This window comes from Pseudorhodoferax aquiterrae (assembly GCF_014652235.1).
GTDB classification, from domain to species: Bacteria; Pseudomonadota; Gammaproteobacteria; order Burkholderiales; family Burkholderiaceae_C; genus Pseudorhodoferax; species Pseudorhodoferax aquiterrae.
Window position 1 is genome coordinate 21506 of sequence record NZ_BMYK01000028.1, and the last position, 17708, is coordinate 39213.

At 71.6% G+C, this 17708-nt stretch carries 15 protein-coding genes; 9 read left to right on the forward strand and 6 right to left on the reverse strand.

The window, feature by feature from the left end:
- Nucleotides 1-30 precede the first annotated feature (30 nt).
- Genes IE209_RS27775 through IE209_RS27795 form a run of 5 tightly spaced genes read left to right on the forward strand, consistent with a single transcriptional unit; the run spans nucleotide 31 to nucleotide 8940 of the window.
- Nucleotides 31-2466: a glycogen/starch/alpha-glucan phosphorylase gene (locus IE209_RS27775; protein ID WP_189690129.1), complete on the forward strand. Its 2436-nt coding sequence runs from the start codon at nucleotides 31-33 to the stop codon at nucleotides 2464-2466.
- A complete protein-coding gene (gene glgB, locus IE209_RS27780) occupies nucleotides 2463-4382 on the forward strand; it encodes a 1,4-alpha-glucan branching protein GlgB (protein WP_189690130.1) in 1920 nt (639 codons plus the stop codon). The genes IE209_RS27775 and glgB overlap by 4 nt, the downstream gene beginning before the upstream one ends.
- Nucleotides 4379-6478: a glycogen debranching protein GlgX gene (gene glgX, locus IE209_RS27785; protein WP_189690131.1), complete on the forward strand. Its 2100-nt coding sequence runs from the start codon at nucleotides 4379-4381 to the stop codon at nucleotides 6476-6478. The genes glgB and glgX overlap by 4 nt, the downstream gene beginning before the upstream one ends.
- A 2-nt stretch (nucleotides 6479-6480) precedes the next feature.
- Nucleotides 6481-7983 carry a 4-alpha-glucanotransferase gene (gene malQ / locus IE209_RS27790; RefSeq protein WP_189690179.1) on the forward strand — a complete coding sequence of 501 codons (1503 nt, stop codon included), beginning with the start codon at nucleotides 6481-6483 and terminating at the stop codon, nucleotides 7981-7983.
- A gap of 27 nt (nucleotides 7984-8010) precedes the next feature.
- The gene (locus tag IE209_RS27795; RefSeq protein WP_189690132.1) at nucleotides 8011-8940 is read left to right on the forward strand and encodes a cation diffusion facilitator family transporter; all 930 of its coding nucleotides are present in this window, start codon (nucleotides 8011-8013) and stop codon (nucleotides 8938-8940) included.
- A 228-nt stretch (nucleotides 8941-9168) separates the two neighbouring features.
- Here IE209_RS27795 and IE209_RS27800 read toward each other — a convergent pair whose 3' ends face one another.
- A complete protein-coding gene (locus IE209_RS27800; RefSeq protein WP_189690133.1) occupies nucleotides 9169-10254 on the reverse strand; it encodes a helix-turn-helix transcriptional regulator in 1086 nt (361 codons plus the stop codon).
- Between the two features lie 229 nt (nucleotides 10255-10483).
- Between IE209_RS27800 and IE209_RS27805 the strand changes: the two genes are divergently transcribed.
- The 3 genes from IE209_RS27805 (at nucleotide 10484) to IE209_RS27815 (ending at nucleotide 11837) form a co-directional block, all read left to right on the forward strand.
- The gene (locus IE209_RS27805) at nucleotides 10484-10819 is read left to right on the forward strand and encodes a hypothetical protein (protein ID WP_189690134.1); all 336 of its coding nucleotides are present in this window, start codon (nucleotides 10484-10486) and stop codon (nucleotides 10817-10819) included.
- Between the two features lie 110 nt (nucleotides 10820-10929).
- The gene (locus IE209_RS27810) at nucleotides 10930-11088 is read left to right on the forward strand and encodes a hypothetical protein (protein WP_189690135.1); all 159 of its coding nucleotides are present in this window, start codon (nucleotides 10930-10932) and stop codon (nucleotides 11086-11088) included.
- 5 nt (nucleotides 11089-11093) lie between these two features.
- A complete protein-coding gene (locus tag IE209_RS27815) occupies nucleotides 11094-11837 on the forward strand; it encodes a DNA/RNA non-specific endonuclease (RefSeq protein ID WP_229883092.1) in 744 nt (247 codons plus the stop codon).
- Nucleotides 11838-11885: 48 nt separating this feature from the next.
- Here the strand turns inward: IE209_RS27815 and IE209_RS27820 are convergent, their stop codons facing one another.
- The 4 genes from IE209_RS27820 to IE209_RS27835 are packed head-to-tail and all read right to left on the reverse strand — an operon-like array spanning nucleotide 11886 to nucleotide 14996.
- Complete coding sequence (locus IE209_RS27820) at nucleotides 11886-12629, reverse strand: 2OG-Fe dioxygenase family protein (protein ID WP_189690137.1); 744 nt, start codon at nucleotides 12627-12629, stop codon at nucleotides 11886-11888.
- Between the two features lie 58 nt (nucleotides 12630-12687).
- On the reverse strand, nucleotides 12688-13002 hold the full coding sequence (locus tag IE209_RS27825; protein ID WP_189690138.1) for a DUF3325 family protein: 315 nt from the start codon (nucleotides 13000-13002) through the stop codon (nucleotides 12688-12690).
- Nucleotides 12995-14674 carry a PepSY-associated TM helix domain-containing protein gene (locus tag IE209_RS27830; protein WP_189690139.1) on the reverse strand — a complete coding sequence of 560 codons (1680 nt, stop codon included), beginning with the start codon at nucleotides 14672-14674 and terminating at the stop codon, nucleotides 12995-12997. Before IE209_RS27830 ends, IE209_RS27825 begins: the two co-directional genes overlap by 8 nt.
- Before the next feature lie 22 nt (nucleotides 14675-14696).
- The gene (locus IE209_RS27835) at nucleotides 14697-14996 is read right to left on the reverse strand and encodes an iron uptake protein (protein WP_189690140.1); all 300 of its coding nucleotides are present in this window, start codon (nucleotides 14994-14996) and stop codon (nucleotides 14697-14699) included.
- 75 nt (nucleotides 14997-15071) lie between these two features.
- Here IE209_RS27835 and IE209_RS27840 point away from each other — a divergent pair, with 75 nt between their 5' ends.
- Nucleotides 15072-15872 carry an SDR family NAD(P)-dependent oxidoreductase gene (locus IE209_RS27840; RefSeq protein ID WP_189690141.1) on the forward strand — a complete coding sequence of 267 codons (801 nt, stop codon included), beginning with the start codon at nucleotides 15072-15074 and terminating at the stop codon, nucleotides 15870-15872.
- Between the two features lie 6 nt (nucleotides 15873-15878).
- On the opposite strand, the gene IE209_RS27845 is transcribed toward IE209_RS27840, so the two are convergent.
- Nucleotides 15879-17708 (reverse strand): DUF11 domain-containing protein, encoded by a 1830-nt coding sequence (locus IE209_RS27845; protein ID WP_189690142.1) that lies wholly within the window; start codon nucleotides 17706-17708, stop codon nucleotides 15879-15881.

Sequence of the window (17708 nt, forward strand, 5' to 3'; positions counted from 1 at the left end):
CACCGAGCACGGGACAAGAAAAGGAACGCCATGAGCCCCACCCCCTCCCCCCACAGCTTCGCCGCCCGCACCGAGGAGCATCTGCTGCACACCGTGGGCGTGGCCCCGGCCGCGGCCAGCGCCACCGAACTCATGCACGCGGTCGCGCAGGCCGCGCGCGCCGAACTGGCGCAGCGCTGGGTGCAGACCCAGGCGGCCGACCGCGGCGCGCGCGCGCGGCGGGTCTATTACCTGTCGATGGAGTTCCTGATCGGCCGCACGCTGTCCAACGCGCTCGCGGCGCTGGGCCAGAACGACGGCGCGGCCGAGGCCCTGGGCGCGCATGCCAAGGCCATGGAGGAGGTGGCCGACCACGAGCCCGATGCCGCACTCGGCAACGGCGGCCTGGGCCGGCTGGCCGCCTGCTTCCTCGATTCCATGGCCTCGCTGGGCCTGCCCTCCTTCGGCTACGGCATCCGCTACGAGTACGGCATGTTCGCGCAGGAGATCCAGAACGGTGCCCAGGTCGAGCATCCCGATCCCTGGCTGGCCGACGGCACGCCCTGGGAGTTCCCGCGCTGGGAGCTGAGCTACCCGGTGCGTTTCGGCGGCTGGGTCGAGCATGTGGACGGCAAGGCCGTCTGGCGCCCGGCCGGCGAGGTGGCGGCCAAGGCCTACGACCTCGTGATCCCGGGCCATGGCACCAAGAAGGTCAGCACGCTGCGCCTGTGGAAGGCCACGGCGCCGGCGCACATCGACCTCAACGCCTTCAACACCGGCGACTACCAGCGCGCCGCCACGGCCAAGAACGAGTACGAGAACATCTCCTGGGTGCTCTACCCCAACGACAGCACGCCGGCCGGCCGCGAGCTGCGCCTGAAGCAGGAGTACTTCTTCGTCGCCGCCTCGATCCAGGACATGGTCAAGCGCCACCTGGACGAGCACGGCACCTTGTCCAACCTGGCCGACCAGGTCGCCATCCACCTCAACGACACGCACCCGGCCATCGGCGTGGCCGAACTCATGCGCGTGCTCGTGGACGAGCACGGCATGGACTGGACGCCGGCCTGGGCGATCTGCCGCCGCACCTTCAGCTACACCAACCACACGCTGATGCCCGAGGCGCTGGAGACCTGGCCCGTGGGCCTCATGCAGCACGTGCTGCCGCGGCACCTGGAGATCATCTTCCGCATCAACAAGGAATTCCTGGACTTCGCGGCCCAGTTCCGGCCCGGCGACAACGGCTTTTTGTCGCGGCTGTCGCTGATCGACGAGGCCGGTGAGCGCCGCGTGCGCATGGCCCACCTGTCCATCGTCGGCAGCCACAAGGTCAACGGCGTCTCCAAGCTGCACTCCGACCTGCTCGTGCAGACCATCTTCGCGGACTTCGCCGCGCTGTGGCCCGAGCGCTTCACCAACATGACCAACGGCGTCACGCCGCGGCGCTGGCTGGCGCAGGCCAACCCCGGGCTCTCGAGCCTGCTGGACCGCCACATCGGCCATGGCTGGCGGCGCGACCTGGACGAGCTGCACAAGCTCGCGCCGCTGGCGGCCAACCCCGAGGTGCGCACCGAGTTCATGGAGGTCAAGCGCGCCAACAAGGCACGCCTGGCCGCCCTCATCGCCCGCACGACCGGCGTGCAGGTCAATCCCGACGCGCTGTTCGACGTGCAGGTCAAGCGCATCCACGAGTACAAGCGCCAGCTGCTCAACGTGCTGCACGTGATCGGCCGCTACCAGGCCATCCTCGCCAACCCCAAGGGCCCGGACGGCCAGGGCTGGGTGCCGCGCGTGGTGCTGTTCGCGGGCAAGGCCGCGTCCAGCTACCACATGGCCAAGCAGATCATCCGGCTGATCCACGACGCCGGCCGCGTGATCAACAACGACCCGCGCGTGGGCGACCTGCTCAAGCTGGTCTTCATCCCGAACTACGGCGTCTCGGTGGCCGAGACCATCATGCCGGGCGCCGACCTGTCCGAGCAGATCTCCACCGCCGGCACCGAGGCCTCGGGCACCGGCAACATGAAGCTGGCGCTCAACGGCGCGCTGACCATCGGCACCGACGACGGCGCCAACATCGAGATCCGCGAGGCGGTGGGCGATGCCAACATCTTCATCTTCGGCCTCAAGACACCCGAGGTGCAGGCCCTGCGCGCGAGCGGCTACCAGCCCATGCGCCACTACGAGGGCCAGCCCGACCTGAAGGCCGTGCTGGACGCGATCACGGGCGGCCAGTTCTCGCCCGAGGAGCCGGGGCGCTACCGCGGCCTCGTCGATGCGCTGCTGTGGGGCGGCGACCACTACATGCTGCTGGCCGACTACGCCAGCTACGTGGCCACGCAGCGCGAGGTCGACGCGCTGTACCGCCAGCCCGCGGCGTGGTGCCAGCGCGCCATCGCCAACGTGGCCGGCATGGGGGTGTTCTCCTCAGACCGTACGATCCGGGAATACGCCCGCCAGATCTGGCGCATCGAACCGAAACCATGACCCTGCCGCCGCCCAGTCCAGCCCAGAACGATTTCCTGATCTCCGACACCGACCTGTGGCTGCTGGCCGAGGGCACGCACCTGCGGCCCTACGAAGTGCTGGGCGCGCATGCGTTCACGCGGGATGGCGTCACGGGCACGCGCTTCGCCGTGTGGGCGCCGAACGCCAGGCGCGTGAGCGTGGTCGGCGACTTCAACGCCTGGGACGGCCGCGCCCACCCCATGCGGGCCCGGCCCAGCGCCGGCCTGTGGGAGGCCTTCGTGCCCGGTGTCGGGCCGGGCGCGCTCTACAAGTTCGAACTCGAGGACGCGCAAGGCCAGCTGCTGCCGCTCAAGGCCGACCCCTACGCGCTGGCCGCCCAGCTGCGGCCGGACACCGCGAGCCAGGTCGCCCTGCTGCCCGCGCGGGTGCCGGCCAGCGCCGAGCGCGAAGCCGCCAACGCGATCGACGCACCCATCAGCATCTACGAGGTGCATCTGGCCAGCTGGCGCCGCAAGCCCGAGGAAGGCAACCGCTGGCTCGACTGGGACGAGTTCGCGGCCGAGCTGATCCCCTATGCGGTGGACATGGGCTTCACCCACCTGGAGCTGCTGCCGATCAGCGAGCACCCCTTCGACGGCTCCTGGGGCTACCAGCCCATCGGCCTGTATGCGCCGACCTCGCGCTTCGGCGATCCGGCCGGCTTCACGCGCTTCGTCGCCCGCGCCCATGCCCAGGGCCTGGGCGTGCTGCTGGACTGGGTGCCCGCGCATTTCCCGAGCGACGCGCACGGCCTGGCCCGCTTCGACGGCACGGCGCTGTACGAGCATGCCGACCCGCGTGAAGGCTTCCACCAGGACTGGAACACGCTGATCTACAACTTCGGCCGCACGGAGGTGCGCAACTTCCTGGTCGGCAACGCGCTGTACTGGCTCGAGCGCCACGGCGTGGACGGCCTGCGCGTGGACGCCGTGGCCTCCATGCTGTACCGCGACTACAGCCGCAAGGACGGCGAGTGGATCCCCAACCGCCACGGCGGCCGCGAGAACCTGGAGGCCATCGACTTCCTGAAGCGCATGAACGAGGTGGTCGGCGCCGAGCGGCCCGAGGCCACCACCGTGGCCGAGGAGTCGACCTCCTTCCTGGGTGTCTCGCGCCCGACCTTCGCGGGCGGCCTGGGCTTTCACTACAAGTGGAACATGGGCTGGATGCACGACACGCTGCGCTACTTCGGCCGCGAACCCGTGCACCGGCGCCACCACCACCACGAGCTGACCTTCAGCATGGTGTATGCCTACAGCGAACAGTTCGTGCTGCCCTTCTCGCATGACGAGGTGGTGCACGGCAAGGGCTCGCTGCTCACGCGCATGCCGGGCGACCGCTGGCAGCAGTTCGCCAACCTGCGCGCGCTGTACGGCTACATGTGGGCGCACCCGGGCAAGAAACTGCTGTTCATGGGCTGCGAGTTCGGCCAGGCGCGCGAGTGGAACCACGAGGCCAGCCTGGACTGGCACCTGCTCGGCGACGGCCTGCACGCCGGCGTGCAGACGCTGGTGCGCGACCTCAACCGCGTGCTGCGCCACCATCCGGCCCTGCACGCGCAGGACAGCCGGCCCGCCGGCTTCGAATGGATCGAGGCCGACGATGCCCAGCACAGCATCTTCGCCTTCGTGCGCCATGGCCGCGAGGAAGGCCAGACCATGCTGGTGGTGTGCAACCTCACGCCCGTGGTGCGGCGCGACTGGCGGCTCGGCGTGCCGCGGCCGGGGCGCTGGCACGAACGGCTCAACACCGATTCCGTGCACTACGGCGGCAGCAACGCGGGCACGCCCTGGGGCGTGGCCGGCACCGAACCCATCCCCTCGCACGGGCGCACGCACTCCGTGCTGCTGACCCTGCCGCCGCTGGCCACCGTGTTCCTGGAGTGGACACCGTGAAGCAGGCCGCGCTCCACACCGGCCAGCCCTGGCCGCTGGGGGCCAGCTTCGACGGCAAGGGCGTGAACTTCGCCATCGTCTCCGAGCACGCCCAGGCCATGGAGCTGTGCCTGTTCGATGCAGCCGGCCAGACGGAGACCGCGCGCATCGCGCTGCCCGGCCGCAGCAACGACGTCTGGCACGGCTACCTGCCGGGCGCCCTGCCCGGCCTGGTCTACGGCCTGCGAGCGCATGGCCCCTGGCGGCCCGAGCGCGGCCACCGCTTCAACCCGTTCAAGCTGCTGCTGGACCCGTACGCGCGCGAGATCGTCGGCGACTTCGCCTGGCGCGACGAGCACTTCGGTGCCGATCTGCGCCATCCGCTGCACATGGACCAGGCCGACAACGCGGCCTGGGCGCTCAAGGCCCGCGTGGTGCACGACGACCACGACTGGGCCGGCGACGAGCCGCCGCGCACGCCGCTCGTGGACAGCGTGCTCTACGAAGTCCACGTCAAGGGCTTTTCGGCCAGCAATGCCGCCGTGCCCGAGGCGCTGCGCGGCAGCTATGCGGGCCTGGCGCATCCGGCCTCGGTCGCGCATCTGAAGCAGCTCGGCATCACGGCCGTGAGCCTCCTGCCCGTGCACTACGCGCTGGACGAGCAGCGGCTCGTGAACATGGGCCTCACCAACTACTGGGGCTACAACACGCTGGGCTTCTTCTGCCCCTCGCCGCGCCTGGCCAGCAGCCAGGGCGGTGCCGCCCAGCGCGCCGAGTTCCGCGCCATGGTGGCCGCCCTGCACGCGGCCGGCATCGAGGTGCTGCTGGACGTGGTCTACAACCACACGGCGGAGACCGACGAGACCGGGCCCACGCTGTCCTTCCGCGGGCTGGACAACGCGCTTTACTACCGTCTGCCGCCCGAGCACAAGGCCCTCTACGAAAACCACACGGGCTGCGGCAACACGCTGGACATCCGCGAGCCGCGCGTGCTGCAGCTCGTGATGGACAGCCTGCGCTACTGGGTCACGCAAATGCACGTGGATGGCTTTCGCTTCGACCTCGCGCCCGTGCTGGGCCGCGGCGACGCGGGCTTCGAGCGCGGCGGGCCGTTCTTCACGGCCGTGGCGCAGGATCCGGTGCTCTCGCGCGTCAAGATGATCGCCGAGCCCTGGGACATCGGCCCGGGCGGCTACCAGGTCGGCGGCTTTCCGCGCGGCTGGATCGAGTGGAACGACAAGTTCCGCGACAGCATGCGCGGCTTCTGGACGCAGGCCGCCGCGGGCCGCCCGGCCGCCGACCGGGGCGAATTCGCGCTGCGCCTGTGCGGCTCCTCCGACCTGTACCAGCCGCGCAACCGCGTGCCCGGCGAGTCCGTCAACTACGTGGTTTCGCACGACGGTTTCACGCTGGCCGACCTGGTGGCCTACGACCAGCGCCACAACCAAGCCAACGGCGAGCACAACCGCGACGGCCATGGCCACAACCTGAGTTTCAACTGCGGCGTCGAGGGCTCGAGCAGCGATCCGCAGGTGCTGGCCCTGCGCGCCAAACTGCAGCGGGTGCTGCTGGCCACGGCGCTACTGGCCCAGGGCACGCCCATGCTGGCCGCCGGCGACGAGCTGGGCCACAGCCAGGGCGGCAACAACAACCCTTATTGCCAGGACAACGCCACCACCTGGATCGATTGGGCGAAGGCCGATGCCGACCTCACCGCCTTCACCGCCCGCGTGCTGGCCCTGCGCCGCCAGGCCCTGCCCTTCGGCGGCCACTGGTACAGCGGCCTGTCCGATCCGCTGGGCCTGCACGACCTGACCTGGCTGCAGGCCGACGGCAGCCTGCTGACGGGCGCGCCCTGGCAGGACGCCGGCCAGCGCGTGCTCGGCTGCCTGATCGGCAAGCCCGGCCGCGCCAGGGCGCCGCTGCTGCTGCTGGTCAACGGCAGCCGCGCCGATGCCGACTTCCTGCTACCGGCCGGCGTCTGCCGATGCTGGCTCGACACCACCCATGCCCAAGGCCATTCGCGCTGGTACGACCAGGGCGAGCAGGCCTACAAGCTGCCGGCGCTGAGTCTGTCCCTGCTCGCGGCAGAAGGCGCCAACATCAAGATCGACTGACCATGCGACTGCCCCGCGCCAGCGGCATCCTGCTGCACCCCACCTCCCTGCCCGGCCCGCACGGCGCCGGGGACCTCGGCCCCGCCGCCTACCACTTTGTCGATTGGCTGGCCACGGCCGGCCAGAAGCTCTGGCAGATCCTGCCGCTCGGGGGCGTGGGCCCCGGCAACTCGCCCTACATGAGCCCCTCGGCCTTTGCCGGCAATGTGCTGCTGGTCGATCTCGCGGCACTGGCGGACCAGGGCTGGCTGCCCGCTGCGGCGCTGGCGCGGCCACCGGCCTTCGACGCGCTGCGCATCGATTTCGCCACCATGGTGCCCTGGCGCATGGAACTGCTGGCCCAGGCCGCGCAGGCCTTCGCCAGCGATGCCACACCGGCCCAGCGCGCCGCGCACGAGACCTTCTGCGCCGAGCACGCGGCCTGGCTGGAGGACTACGCCCTCTTCATGGCGCTCAGCGAGGCCCACCCCGGCCTGGACTGGGCCGACTGGCCCGCGCCGCTGGCGCGCCGCGACCCCGCCGCGCTGGCCGAGGCGGCCGCCCGGCATGCCGACCGCACCGCGTTCTGGCGCTTCGTGCAATGGCAGTTCTTCGTGCAATGGCGCCAGCTCAAGGCCTATGCCAACGCCAAGGGCGTGTCCATCGTCGGCGATGCGCCCATCTTCATCGCGCCCCAGAGCGCCGAGGTCTGGGCGCGGCAGGACCTGTTCGAACTCGAACCCGACGGCCGCCTGAGCGTGGTGGCCGGCGTGCCGCCCGACTACTTCAGCGCCACCGGCCAGCGCTGGGGCAACCCGCTGTACCGCTGGAGCGCGCACGCGGCCGAGGGCTATGCCTGGTGGACGGCCCGCATCCGCCACACCTTCGCGCTCGTGGACGTGGTGCGCATCGACCACTTCCGCGGCTTTGCGGCGCACTGGGAGATCCCGGCCAGCGAGCCCACGGCCATCCACGGCCGCTGGGTCACGGGGCCCGGCGCGGCGCTGTTCGAGGCCATCGCGTCCGCGCTGGGCCCGCTGCCCATCATCGCGGAGGACCTGGGCATCATCACGCCCGACGTGGATGCACTGCGCCGCGGCGCCGACCTGCCCGGTATGCGCGTGCTGCAGTTCGCCTTCGACGGCAAGGCCGAGAACCCCTACCTGCCGCACCACTACGAAGCCGCAACCGTGGTCTACACGGGCACGCACGACAACGACACCACGCGCGGCTGGTGGGCCACGGCCAGCGCGGCCGAGCGCGTCCAGGCCGCGGCCTACATGGGCCAGGGCGTGGAGCAGGTGACGCCCACCATCCACTGGGCGCTGATCCGCCTGGCCTGGGCCAGCGTGGCCGACACGGCCATCGCGCCGTTGCAGGACGTGCTGGGCCTGGCCAGCGAACACCGCATGAACCTGCCCGGCGAGGGCGAAGGCCACTGGGCCTGGCGCTTCGGCTGGGACATGGTGCGGCCCGAGCATGCCGAGCAGCTCGCCATGCTGACGCGCCTGTACGGGCGCGGCTGAGTTCCACCAGGTATCCACAATCGGCCGATGCCCGCCAGCCCCAGCCCGCAGACGCTGCTCAAGATCTCGGCCGGCGTCGCGCTCGTCACGATCGCGCTCAAGACGCTGGCCTGGGCGCTGACCGGCTCCATCGGCCTCTTGTCGGACGCGATGGAGTCCTTCGTGAACCTGGCCGGCGCACTGTTCGCGCTCTGGATGGTCGACATCGCGCAGCGGCCGGCCGACGCCGGCCACCCCTACGGCCACCACAAGGCCGAGTACTTCTCTGCCGGCTTCGAAGGCCTGCTCGTGGTGGCCGCGGCGCTGGCCATCGTCTGGGCCTCGGTGCTGCGCCTGCTCGAACCCCAGCCGCTGGCGCAGCTGGACATCGGCCTGGCGCTGTCGGTGCTCAGTGCGGCGCTGAACGGCGCGCTGGCCTGGGCGCTGTTCCGCGGCGCCCGCGCGCACCGCTCGATGGCGCTGGAGGCCGATGCACGGCACCTGATGACCGACGTCTGGACCTCGGCCGGCGTGGCCGTCGGCCTCGTGGCCGTGGTGTTCACGGGCTGGCACTGGCTGGACCCGGCGCTGGGCATTGCCGTGGCGCTGAACATCCTGCGCGAAGGTGGCCATCTGGTCTGGAAGTCCTCGCAGGGCCTCATGGACAGCGCGATCGAGCCCGAGGCCGCGGCCCGCATCGCCGCGCTGCTGGCCGGCTTCGCCGCGCGCGAGCAGGCCTCGGCCATCCGCATCGACCATGTCGCCACGCGCGGCGCCGGCCACCGCCGCTTCGCCGACCTGCACCTGCACGTGCCCGGCGACTGGCGCCTGGCCCGCGCGGCTGCGCTGCGCGACGAGATCGAGGCCGCGCTGATGCGCGAGGTGCCCGGCCTGTCCACCACCATCCAGCTGCTGCCGCTGGGCATGGAAGCGCGGGCCGTGACCGCGGACGGCGCCGCGCCGCAGGAAGAACGCTGAGAACGTGTGAACGAACCGCTCACACCCACGCGAGGCCCCCAATGAGCTCCTGCTTCCATCATGATCCTCGCGCCCGGGGCCTCGCCCTTCGGGCCGGGGCGCGCCAGGCCGCATGCGGGCGTTGCGGTCCTTGCCCGGGCACCAGCCCGGGCGGCGGCCCGCGCCTACGCCTGCGGCCCGCCGCACCCCGTCGTGGACGCGATCGGTTCATTCACATGTTCTGAGGCTTCAGGCCAGCGCGCAGGCCTTGCGCACGAGGTCGACCTGGCGCGAGCAGCCCATCTTGGCCATCAGCACCGCGATCTGCGTGCGCACGGTGCTGATCGCCACGCCCTGGCGCGCCGCGTGCTCGGTCGGCGTGAGCCCCTCGGCCAGCGACGCCAGCACACCGGCCTCGGCCGCGGTCAGCCCGAACGCCTGGCGCAAGACCTCGGCCTGCAGCGGCTTGCGCTGGCGGTCCGGCGCGATGCGCACGAGCACGAGGGCTTCGCTGCCGCTGACCAGCGCAGCAGGCGCAGCGGCCAGCGCGAGCCGGTGTGCGGCGCCGTGGCCAGCCGGCAGCGCCAGCGTCGGAGCGCGGCCGGCGGCCGCCTGGTGCAGCGCCGCCAGCCAGTTGGCCTGCAGCGCGGGATCGCGGTGCAGCAAGCGACCGTTGCGCGGCACCAGCGCACCGTTGCGGCCGAACCAGGCCTGCGCCGCCGGACCGGGCGCATGGGCCAGCGCCCCCGAGCGCGTGACCAGCACGGCGGCCTCGCCGAACGCGCCGAGCGCGGCCTCCACGGCAGCCAAGGCCTGGCCGGCGCGCGTCCGGCCACGCGCCAGCGCCTGCCCCACGCTCTGCGTCAGCGCGCGCACGGCGCCCGAACACAGCACCTCGCCGATGCGTTCGTCCACGCGGCTGCGTTGCACGCTGATGGCGCCCAGACGCGTGGACGATGCCTCCGTCAGGAACGCCAGGATCTGGCGCAGGCGGTGCTTGCACATGAAGTCGGCATAGAAGACATCGCGTTGCAGGCTGGCCAGCGGATAGCACTGCGCGCTGTCGAGCCAGACGCCTGCAGCCGCACCGCGCGCCGGTGGTTTCATGATGTCGTGCGCGTGGTAGTGCTCCGCATAGTCGCGCCGCGCTGCGACATCGCCGCCGCGGAACTCGAATGCCAGCAGGCCCTGCGTGCTGTCGAAGGCAAGGTAGGCGGCCGAATCGCCGCCCAGCAACTCGCCGAGGCCGTCCAGCACCTCCGGCCACGGCGGTGCATCGCTGTCCAGGTGCCGCGACGCATCCAGCGCGCGCCGCACGACCGTTCCGACCTGCATGGCATCCCTCCCCTACCGAGGGAAGGTCCCCACCCACCCGACGGCGCGCCCCTTGTAACCCGTCGTCACCGAGCGCGGCGCAGCCCCGCGGACCCGGATTTCCCCCATTTGGAGGATGTTCCAGGGGAATTGGCGGAACCCGGTGCGGCTGCCCCTACCATCGCGCCCGCCATGCGCCTTCGGAGTTCCTGATCCTGCCGCCGCTCTCGCAACGCCATCGATGGCAGGCATGAACGCGGCCCGCACCACACTGGGGCTGTGGCTGCTGCTGCAATTGCTGTTCGGCAGCCTGCACAGCCCCGTGGCGCCGCCGGCACAGGGACCGCTCACGGCCGCACAGTGGCGCGACGACGCCGCACGGCCCGACCGCGCCGACGCACTGGCGGAACACCCGCGCGTGCAGCGCACGCCCAGCCAGTCCGCCGACGACATGCTGCCCGGAGCCGGCGCAGCCTGCCCGCATCCGGCAGGCCCGCAGGCGCAGCCCGCTCCGGCCACGCCCGGCCGCATCGGCACGCCGGTGCACGCGGCCTACCGCGCCCGCGCGCCACCAGCGGCCGCCTGACGCGCCGCGCGCCGGCCCGCAGGCCAGGACGCGCAACCCTCCCTTGAACCCACACGGCACGGGGCCGCCCACGGGCGCGCCCCTGCCCCTTGCTTGTTGCCTGGACCACCATGAATGCCTACACCGCCCTGCTCGGGCTCGTCGCCCTGATCCTGTTGCACGCTGCCTGGCGCGAACGCGCCCTGGGCAACTCCCGCGATGCCAGGGCCCTCACCGCCTGCGGCGCCGGCCTCGGTGCACTGGCCGCCAGCTTCGGATTCGTGCTTTGAGCCAGATGCTGCGTGCCGGCCTCGCCGCCGCCTGGCTGGCCCTGGCCAGCCTGCCGGTACAGGCCGCCTTCGACGGCTGCCGGGCCCTGTTTCCGCAAGGCCACGTGCCCCAGCTGCCGCCGGGCTTCGTGCATGCGACGCGGCCGCTGTGCTTCGACCGTTTCGCCATCCTCTACTCGGCCACGAGCAAGACGCCGGTCTATGCCGTGGAGCGGCTGGACCGCCACGACTTCGAGGACGCGCCGCGCCGCAAGCGTGGCCGCAACCCCTTCTACGAAGAAGCCCGGCTGCCGCGGGCCGAACGCGCCACCCTGGACGACTACCGCGCCACGCTGCCCGGTGGCCAACGCATGGACCGCGGCCACGTGGTGCCGGCCGGCGACATGACCGAGGCCCGGGGCTTCGCGCAGAGCTTCTCGCTGGCCAACATGGTGCCGCAGGTGCCGGCCGCCAACCAGGGTCCCTGGAACCGCATCGAGCAGGACACGCGCCGGTACATCCGCCGCGCCCGCGGCGATGTCTACGTCATCACGGGCCCGGTGTTCGGGCCGCGGCCCGCGCGGCTGGGGCCGGGCCAGGTCTGGGTGCCCGAGGCCATGTTCAAGCTGGTCTACGACGCCGCCGGCAACCGGGCCTGGGCCCACTGGCTGCCCAACAGCGCCGACGCGCAGGTGCAGCGGCCGATCTCCTACGAGGCACTGACCCGCCGCATCGGCCTGCGCCTGCTGCCAGGCGTGCCGCAGGACTGACGAACACTCCAGCGCACCATCCCGGGCGCAGCTGCGTGCCCAGGGGGCTCACGCGTCCTGGAAGCCCTTGGTGCGGAAGGTCAGCACCAGCGTGTCGCGGTGTCCGCCCTGGTCCAGCGGCTGGATCGGCGTGGATTCGTGGATCACGCGGGCGTCGTCCAGGAACAGCATCGACCAGGGCTCGGTCAGCGTGAAGCGCTGACCGTTCGGGCCCTCGGCCTCGAACACGCGGGTTTCGCCGCCCTTGATGCCCTGGCGGCCGACCAGCACCACGGCCACGAAATCCACGCCGTCGCGGTGCGCACCCTCGGGCGTGGGCCGGCCGATGCCGTCGGTGGTGTCGATGCGGAACTGGTGTGCCTCCACGTACCAGCGGGCCTGCGCGTCGCCACGCAGCTGGCTGCACAGGGCGGCCAGCCCCAGCACGAGCTGTTGCCAGGCGGGCTGCGCGAGGTCGGCGGCCAGCATGGGCTCGAACCAGCGCTCCATGCCGCCGTGCAGCGCGTTGTAGGCCACGGGTTGCCAGTGCGCGCGGTGCGGCACGGCCTGTAGCTGGCCGGCCTCGGCGATGAAGCTGGCGTGGCGGCGGCGCCGGTAGCGGCCGCCATCCTTGAGGTAGGCATCGGGCGGCAGGTCGGACCAGGAGGGTTCCAGCGCGCGCAGCGCAGCGGGCGCGCAGCCGGCCAGATGGGCCACGCTGGCGGCGGCCAGCACCGCATAGCCCTGGCGGTGCACGGTGGCGAGGAGTTGCTCGGGCGGGGTCAGCGGAGGAACGAAGGAAGGCGTGGTCATGCGGAAATCCAGAGCGGGCCCGCGCCGGGCCCAGGTGCGTATGGTGCCACCACCAGGTTCAGGCCCTGGGCACACCCGGCACCAGCAGGCGCAGCCAGTGCGGCCGCCAGCTCAGCGCCATGGCCACGACGAGCGCGGCCGCGGCCTGCGCCATGACCCAGACCAGTGCGGCCATGGAGGCATGGTCCACCGCCAGGCACAGACCCAGCGAGCCCGCGAGCGCCAGCGCGCCCAGCACGCGCAGCAGCGGCGCGGGCGCCTGCGTGGTGGCGCCACAGGCCTGGGCCCAATGCACGTCCATCGCCAGGGCCAGCCAGCCCATGCCGGCCAGCGCGGACAGCAAGGCGGCCCCCAGCAGCAAGGCATCACGCATGGGCGGCCTCCCGCACCGGGCGGCTGCCCGTCGCCGGACCGGGCGCACGGCGGCGCAGCCTGCGGGCCGCGAACGCGGCGGTGCCAGCGCTGGCCAGCAGGAACAGGTCCACGCCGGCCACCGGCCAGTAGCCCGCCCCCAATGTCTTCCAGAGGTGGTCGCCCGTGGTCAGCCAGTTCAGCACCACGGCCAGCGGCGCGAGCACCGCCACGGCCAGGCATTGCTCGCGCCAGGCCGGGTTGCTGTGGCCCCGGGCCACGGGCGCGCTGCGCCACAGCGCATGCGCGAGCGCCAGCGCCCAGCTGGCCCAGAAGGCGTAGCGCTCCAGGTCGCCGCGGCCGGGCCAGCCGGGCGGCAGGCTGTCGGGCAGCAGGCGGTTGGCGATCAGCATGCCCAGCGCCGCGACCAGCATGCCCGTCACCGTGGTCACGGCCAGCGCATCGACCAGGCGCACGCCCTGGATGCCCTGCCTGGCATGCTGCTTCTTGCGCTTCTCGACGAAGAACACGAAGCCGGTGGCGATGCAGACGCAGCCCGCCAGCCCGCCCAGCACGTAGAACCAGCGCAGCAGCCAGTGGCGAAAGTGCTGCAGGTGCAGCCCGGTCAGGAACTCGTTGACGCTGTCCACCGCGCTTTGCGGCGGGTCCTCGCGCAGCAGTTCGCCGGTCGATGCCTTGAAGTGGATGCCCTCGCCCACCAGGGCGATGCGGTCGGTGCCGGCGCGGTAGACGCTCACATAGCCGTTGGCATCGCCCACATGCTGCAGAGCGAGAAAACCGACCTCGCCCGCCATGCCCTTGGCGCGCCAGCGGCGCTGGGCCTCGGCCACCATGGCGTCGACCGAGGCCAGCGGCGCGGCCAGGCCCGCGCGCTTGTGCGGCAGGCCGGTTTCCTCGGCCTCGAGCTTCTCGTGCAGCTCGTGCAGCGGATTCAGCTGCGTGTGGCCGACCGGGAAGTACACGCCCGCGAAGATCACGAGCCCCGTGAACGCGAAGAAGAAGTGGAAGGGCAAGGCCACCACGCCCGTCATGTTGTGCAGGTCCAGCGCGCTGCGCTGCGTGGCCTTCTTCGGCCTGAAGGTGAAGAACTCGCGGAAGATCTTCCTGTGCATCACCACGCCGCTGACCAGTGCGGCCAGCATCATGAGCGCGGCGAAGCCGACGATCCAGGTGCCCAGGTTCATCCAGTTCAGCGTCAGGCTGTAATGCAGCGGATAGAAGAACTGGCTGCCGATCTTGAGCCGGTCGTCCGGCAGTGCGGCGCCGCTGCGCGGGTCGATGGTGCGCAGGGCCCAGATCAGCTCCTCCGGGTCCTTGGCGTTGGGCACCTCGAAGCCCGCGAAGATGCCCAGCACCGGGTCGCGGTGCGTGGTGTAGGCGCCCAGCCGCTGCACGGTGTCGAAGCGCGCCGGCATGGGGCCGTTCACGCGGTCGCGCATGAGGTCCACGCTCTCGGCGGTCGGCTGCATGGCGTCGAAGATCGGGCGCAGCATGCGGTCGTAGGACGGCATGGGCTGCGGCGCGAAGCGCGAGGACGGGATGGCCCAGCGGTCGATCTCGCGGTCGAACACCGACAGCGCGCCGAAGAAGAACACGACCATCAGCACGAAGCCCAGCACCAAGCCGAACCAGGTGTGCAGCCAGGCCATGGTGAGGCGGAAGTTCGGAAACATCGGTGGTCCTTTCAGTCCGGGTTCAGCGCAAGAGCGCGGTTTGCAGCAGCGTGGCCGCGCCCGCCATGAGCGCCCCGCCCCCGGCCAGCACCCCCCACACACGCGGCAGGCTGCGCGCCGCGAAGGCCCACAGGAAGGCCACGAGGTAGACCAGCATGGCGAGCATGGCGGTCAGGTGCTCGGCGTCATGGAACGGCATGCCCAGCGCGAACAGGCCCGCCATGCCCAGCGCGACCAAGCCCCAGGCGAAGGCGTAGCCGCCCAGGACGGCCGCGCCGATGCGCGCCAGCAGATGCGAACGGGTGGTGGCAGGTGCGTGCATGGCTTGATATTGAGAGTTGTTCTCATTCTATGGCCAGCGGGGTATAAGCACGCCCACCACCACAAGAGACAAGCCATGCACCCCTCGACCTCCTCCAACCCCACCCCGCCCGTCGCGATCGTCACGGGCGGCGCCCGCGGCATCGGCCTGGCCGTGGCGCGCTGGTTCCTCGCGCGCGGCCAGCGCGTGGCCCTGCTGGACATCGCGGCCGAGGCCCTGCAGCGCACCGTCGCGGAGCTGGCGGCGCCGGACGCGGTGCTGGGCCTGCCCTGCGACGTGTCCGACCCGGCCCAGGTGCAGGCCGCGGTCGACCGCGTGGCCGCCACCTTCGGCCGCATCGACGCGCTCGTCAACAACGCCGGCATCGCCATCTTCAAGCCCATCGGCGAGACCGGCTTCGACGACTGGCGCCGCGTGCTGGCCGTGAACCTGGACGGCCCCTTCCTGTGCAGCCAGGCCTGCGTGCCGCACATGCGGGCGGCCGGCGGCGGCGCCATCGTCAACATCGCCTCGATCTCGGGCCTGCGCGCCAGCACGCTGCGCGTGGCCTACGGCACCAGCAAGGCCGCGCTGATCCAGCTGACGAAACAGCAGGCCACCGAACTGGGCACCCTGGGCATCCGCGTGAACTGCGTGGCGCCCGGCCCGGTGGACACCGAGATGGCCAAGCAGGTGCACAGCCCGGCCATCCGCAAGGACTACCACGACGTGATCCCGCTGGAGCGCTACGGCACACCCGAGGAAATCGCCGAGGCCGTGGGCTTTCTGTGCAGCCCGGCCGCCAGCTACGTCAACGGCCAGCTGCTGGCCGTGGATGGCGGCTTCGACGCGGCCGGCATCGGCCTGGCCACCTTGCGGCAGGGCGCCGCCGCTTGACCCGGCTCAGGGCGTGCCCGTCGCGGTGACCGTGCACTGCAGCGTGAGCGTGACCTGCCCGCCGACCGGAAAGCTCGCGATGGCCACGCCCGTGCCCAGCAGGCTGGCCACCGGCACCGTGGGCGCCGCGCAGGCCGCGCCGCCCGTGCCCGTGCACGCGGCCACGCTGCTCGGCATGCTGCAGTCCAGGCCCGCGCCCGGCATGTCGCGCAGCAGCGCGCCGTTGGCCGGATCCGGGCCCAGGTTCTCGGCCACCAGGGTGTAGCCCAGCACCGCGCCGGGGCGGCCGCCGCCGGCCGGCGCCACCGTCTTGCGCACACGCAGGTCGGCGGCCGGGCGCACGCTGTTGCTGAACGTGCAGCTGAGGTTGTCGCCAGCCGCCAGGGTCACCGAGAAGGCGGTGCCGTCGCCGAACGGCGTCTGCCCGCCGGCCCGCGTGTTGGCACAGGACCAGCCGCTCGCGTACTCGCCCATGACGGTGCTGCCCGCCGGGGTCTCGCTGAGCGCGTAGGCGCTGTCCACCGTGGCCGTGGCCAGGCCCAGGCTGCCGCTGACGGTGGTACCGATGCCCGTGGTTGTGACAGGCGTCGGTGCGCCGGGCCCGACGATGGCCAGGCTGAACTGGTCAGTCGCGTTGCGCCGGCCGAAGGGCAAGCGCTTGGCCAGGCTCAGTGCGGCATGTCCGGCATGATTGAAGCTGCAGGCCACGCCGGTGTCGGTCGGCATCGTGAAGCTGCCGGTCCCGCCCGTGCCGCTGGCAAAGACGGCGTTGTCCGACAGCCTTCGGCAGGACCAGGTGATGGTGTAGCTGGCCGCCTCGCCACGCGTGAAGGTTTCGCGGATCGTGATCAGCTGGCCCGGCAGGCCATTGGCAATGGCCGCCGTGCTGCTGGCCGGCGCCACGGACCGGCCCGCCGTGGCGTCCTCGGCGCCCGCGCCCACGATGGCCAGATCGACCGCGTCGGCCGCCGTCGCATTGGTCCAGGCGGCATCCAGCGTGATCGGCAGCTTGGGCCGGTTGGCCGAGCCGATGCCCACGGCCATGGAGTCGCGCGCCAGTCCGGTCACGGTGAGCACCAGGCGATCGAAGGTGCTCTCCCGGGTGTCGATGAACACCAGCGTGTCGGGGTAGTTGTAGCTTCCCGTCGAGGACGGGTAGCGCTGCAGCCGGTAGGTGCCCGTGGGCGCATCCCAGCTCCAGCTGGAGGGAGTGCCGGCCGGCAGGTAGGCGTCTTCCACACGCACCGTCCAACTGCTGGTGTCGACGGGCACGCCGCGGTAGAAGGCGGTGAGACGGTAGACGAAGGGGCCTCTCATGACCACGCCATCCACGTCGACGTCAGTGGCGCCGGGGTCGAACAGCGAGATGATGGTGTCGTCGGGCGCCGTGACGCTGCCATCGAAACGGAAATCGATGACGGTCGTGGATACGGCCCCCCCCGGTACGTCGTCGGGCGCGCGATTCCCCTCCCCTGCGGAGCCGAAATGGCGCATGCCCGCGACGCCACCCAGTGACAGCGCATAGGGGCTGTTGTCGTATTCCGCACTGCCGCCGTCCCCGCCCACGATGGTGTCCAGATGGCTTTCGCCGAACACATAGTGCACGCCAGCACCGGTGCGTGTGATGTCCACCGTGCCACGGATGGCGGCGCCGCCCGGGGCCCACAACCAGGTGAGGTTGCGGGTCTCGCCGTCGTTTGTCAGTCCGGGATTGCCGCCGGCCAGGCCGACCCAGTTGGTGGTTTGACCATGGGCGGCACGGCCGCAGCCCAGCGCGATCGCCAGCAACAGGGCCAGCCATGCCAGCAGGCGGCCCGCGAGACGGATGTGGTTCAT

Excerpts from the sequence above, each read along its gene's own strand:
- IE209_RS27800 (WP_189690133.1), bottom strand. The coding sequence starts at position 10,254 with ATGCAGGTCGGAACGGTCGTGCGGCGCGCGCTGGATGCGTCGCGGCAC.
- IE209_RS27815 (WP_229883092.1), top strand. The coding sequence starts at position 11,094 with ATGCTGCGTGCCGGCCTCGCCGCCGCCTGGCTGGCCCTGGCCAGCCTG.
- IE209_RS27830 (WP_189690139.1), bottom strand. The coding sequence starts at position 14,674 with ATGTTTCCGAACTTCCGCCTCACCATGGCCTGGCTGCACACCTGGTTC.
- IE209_RS27825 (WP_189690138.1), bottom strand. The coding sequence starts at position 13,002 with ATGCGTGATGCCTTGCTGCTGGGGGCCGCCTTGCTGTCCGCGCTGGCC.
- IE209_RS27840 (WP_189690141.1), top strand. The coding sequence starts at position 15,072 with ATGCACCCCTCGACCTCCTCCAACCCCACCCCGCCCGTCGCGATCGTC.
- IE209_RS27805 (WP_189690134.1), top strand. The coding sequence starts at position 10,484 with ATGAACGCGGCCCGCACCACACTGGGGCTGTGGCTGCTGCTGCAATTG.
- glgB (WP_189690130.1), top strand. The coding sequence starts at position 2,463 with ATGACCCTGCCGCCGCCCAGTCCAGCCCAGAACGATTTCCTGATCTCC.
- IE209_RS27810 (WP_189690135.1), top strand. The coding sequence starts at position 10,930 with ATGAATGCCTACACCGCCCTGCTCGGGCTCGTCGCCCTGATCCTGTTG.
- IE209_RS27775 (WP_189690129.1), top strand. The coding sequence starts at position 31 with ATGAGCCCCACCCCCTCCCCCCACAGCTTCGCCGCCCGCACCGAGGAG.
- malQ (WP_189690179.1), top strand. The coding sequence starts at position 6,481 with ATGCGACTGCCCCGCGCCAGCGGCATCCTGCTGCACCCCACCTCCCTG.
- IE209_RS27820 (WP_189690137.1), bottom strand. The coding sequence starts at position 12,629 with ATGACCACGCCTTCCTTCGTTCCTCCGCTGACCCCGCCCGAGCAACTC.
- IE209_RS27795 (WP_189690132.1), top strand. The coding sequence starts at position 8,011 with ATGCCCGCCAGCCCCAGCCCGCAGACGCTGCTCAAGATCTCGGCCGGC.
- IE209_RS27845 (WP_189690142.1), bottom strand. The coding sequence starts at position 17,708 with ATGAACCACATCCGTCTCGCGGGCCGCCTGCTGGCATGGCTGGCCCTG.
- IE209_RS27835 (WP_189690140.1), bottom strand. The coding sequence starts at position 14,996 with ATGCACGCACCTGCCACCACCCGTTCGCATCTGCTGGCGCGCATCGGC.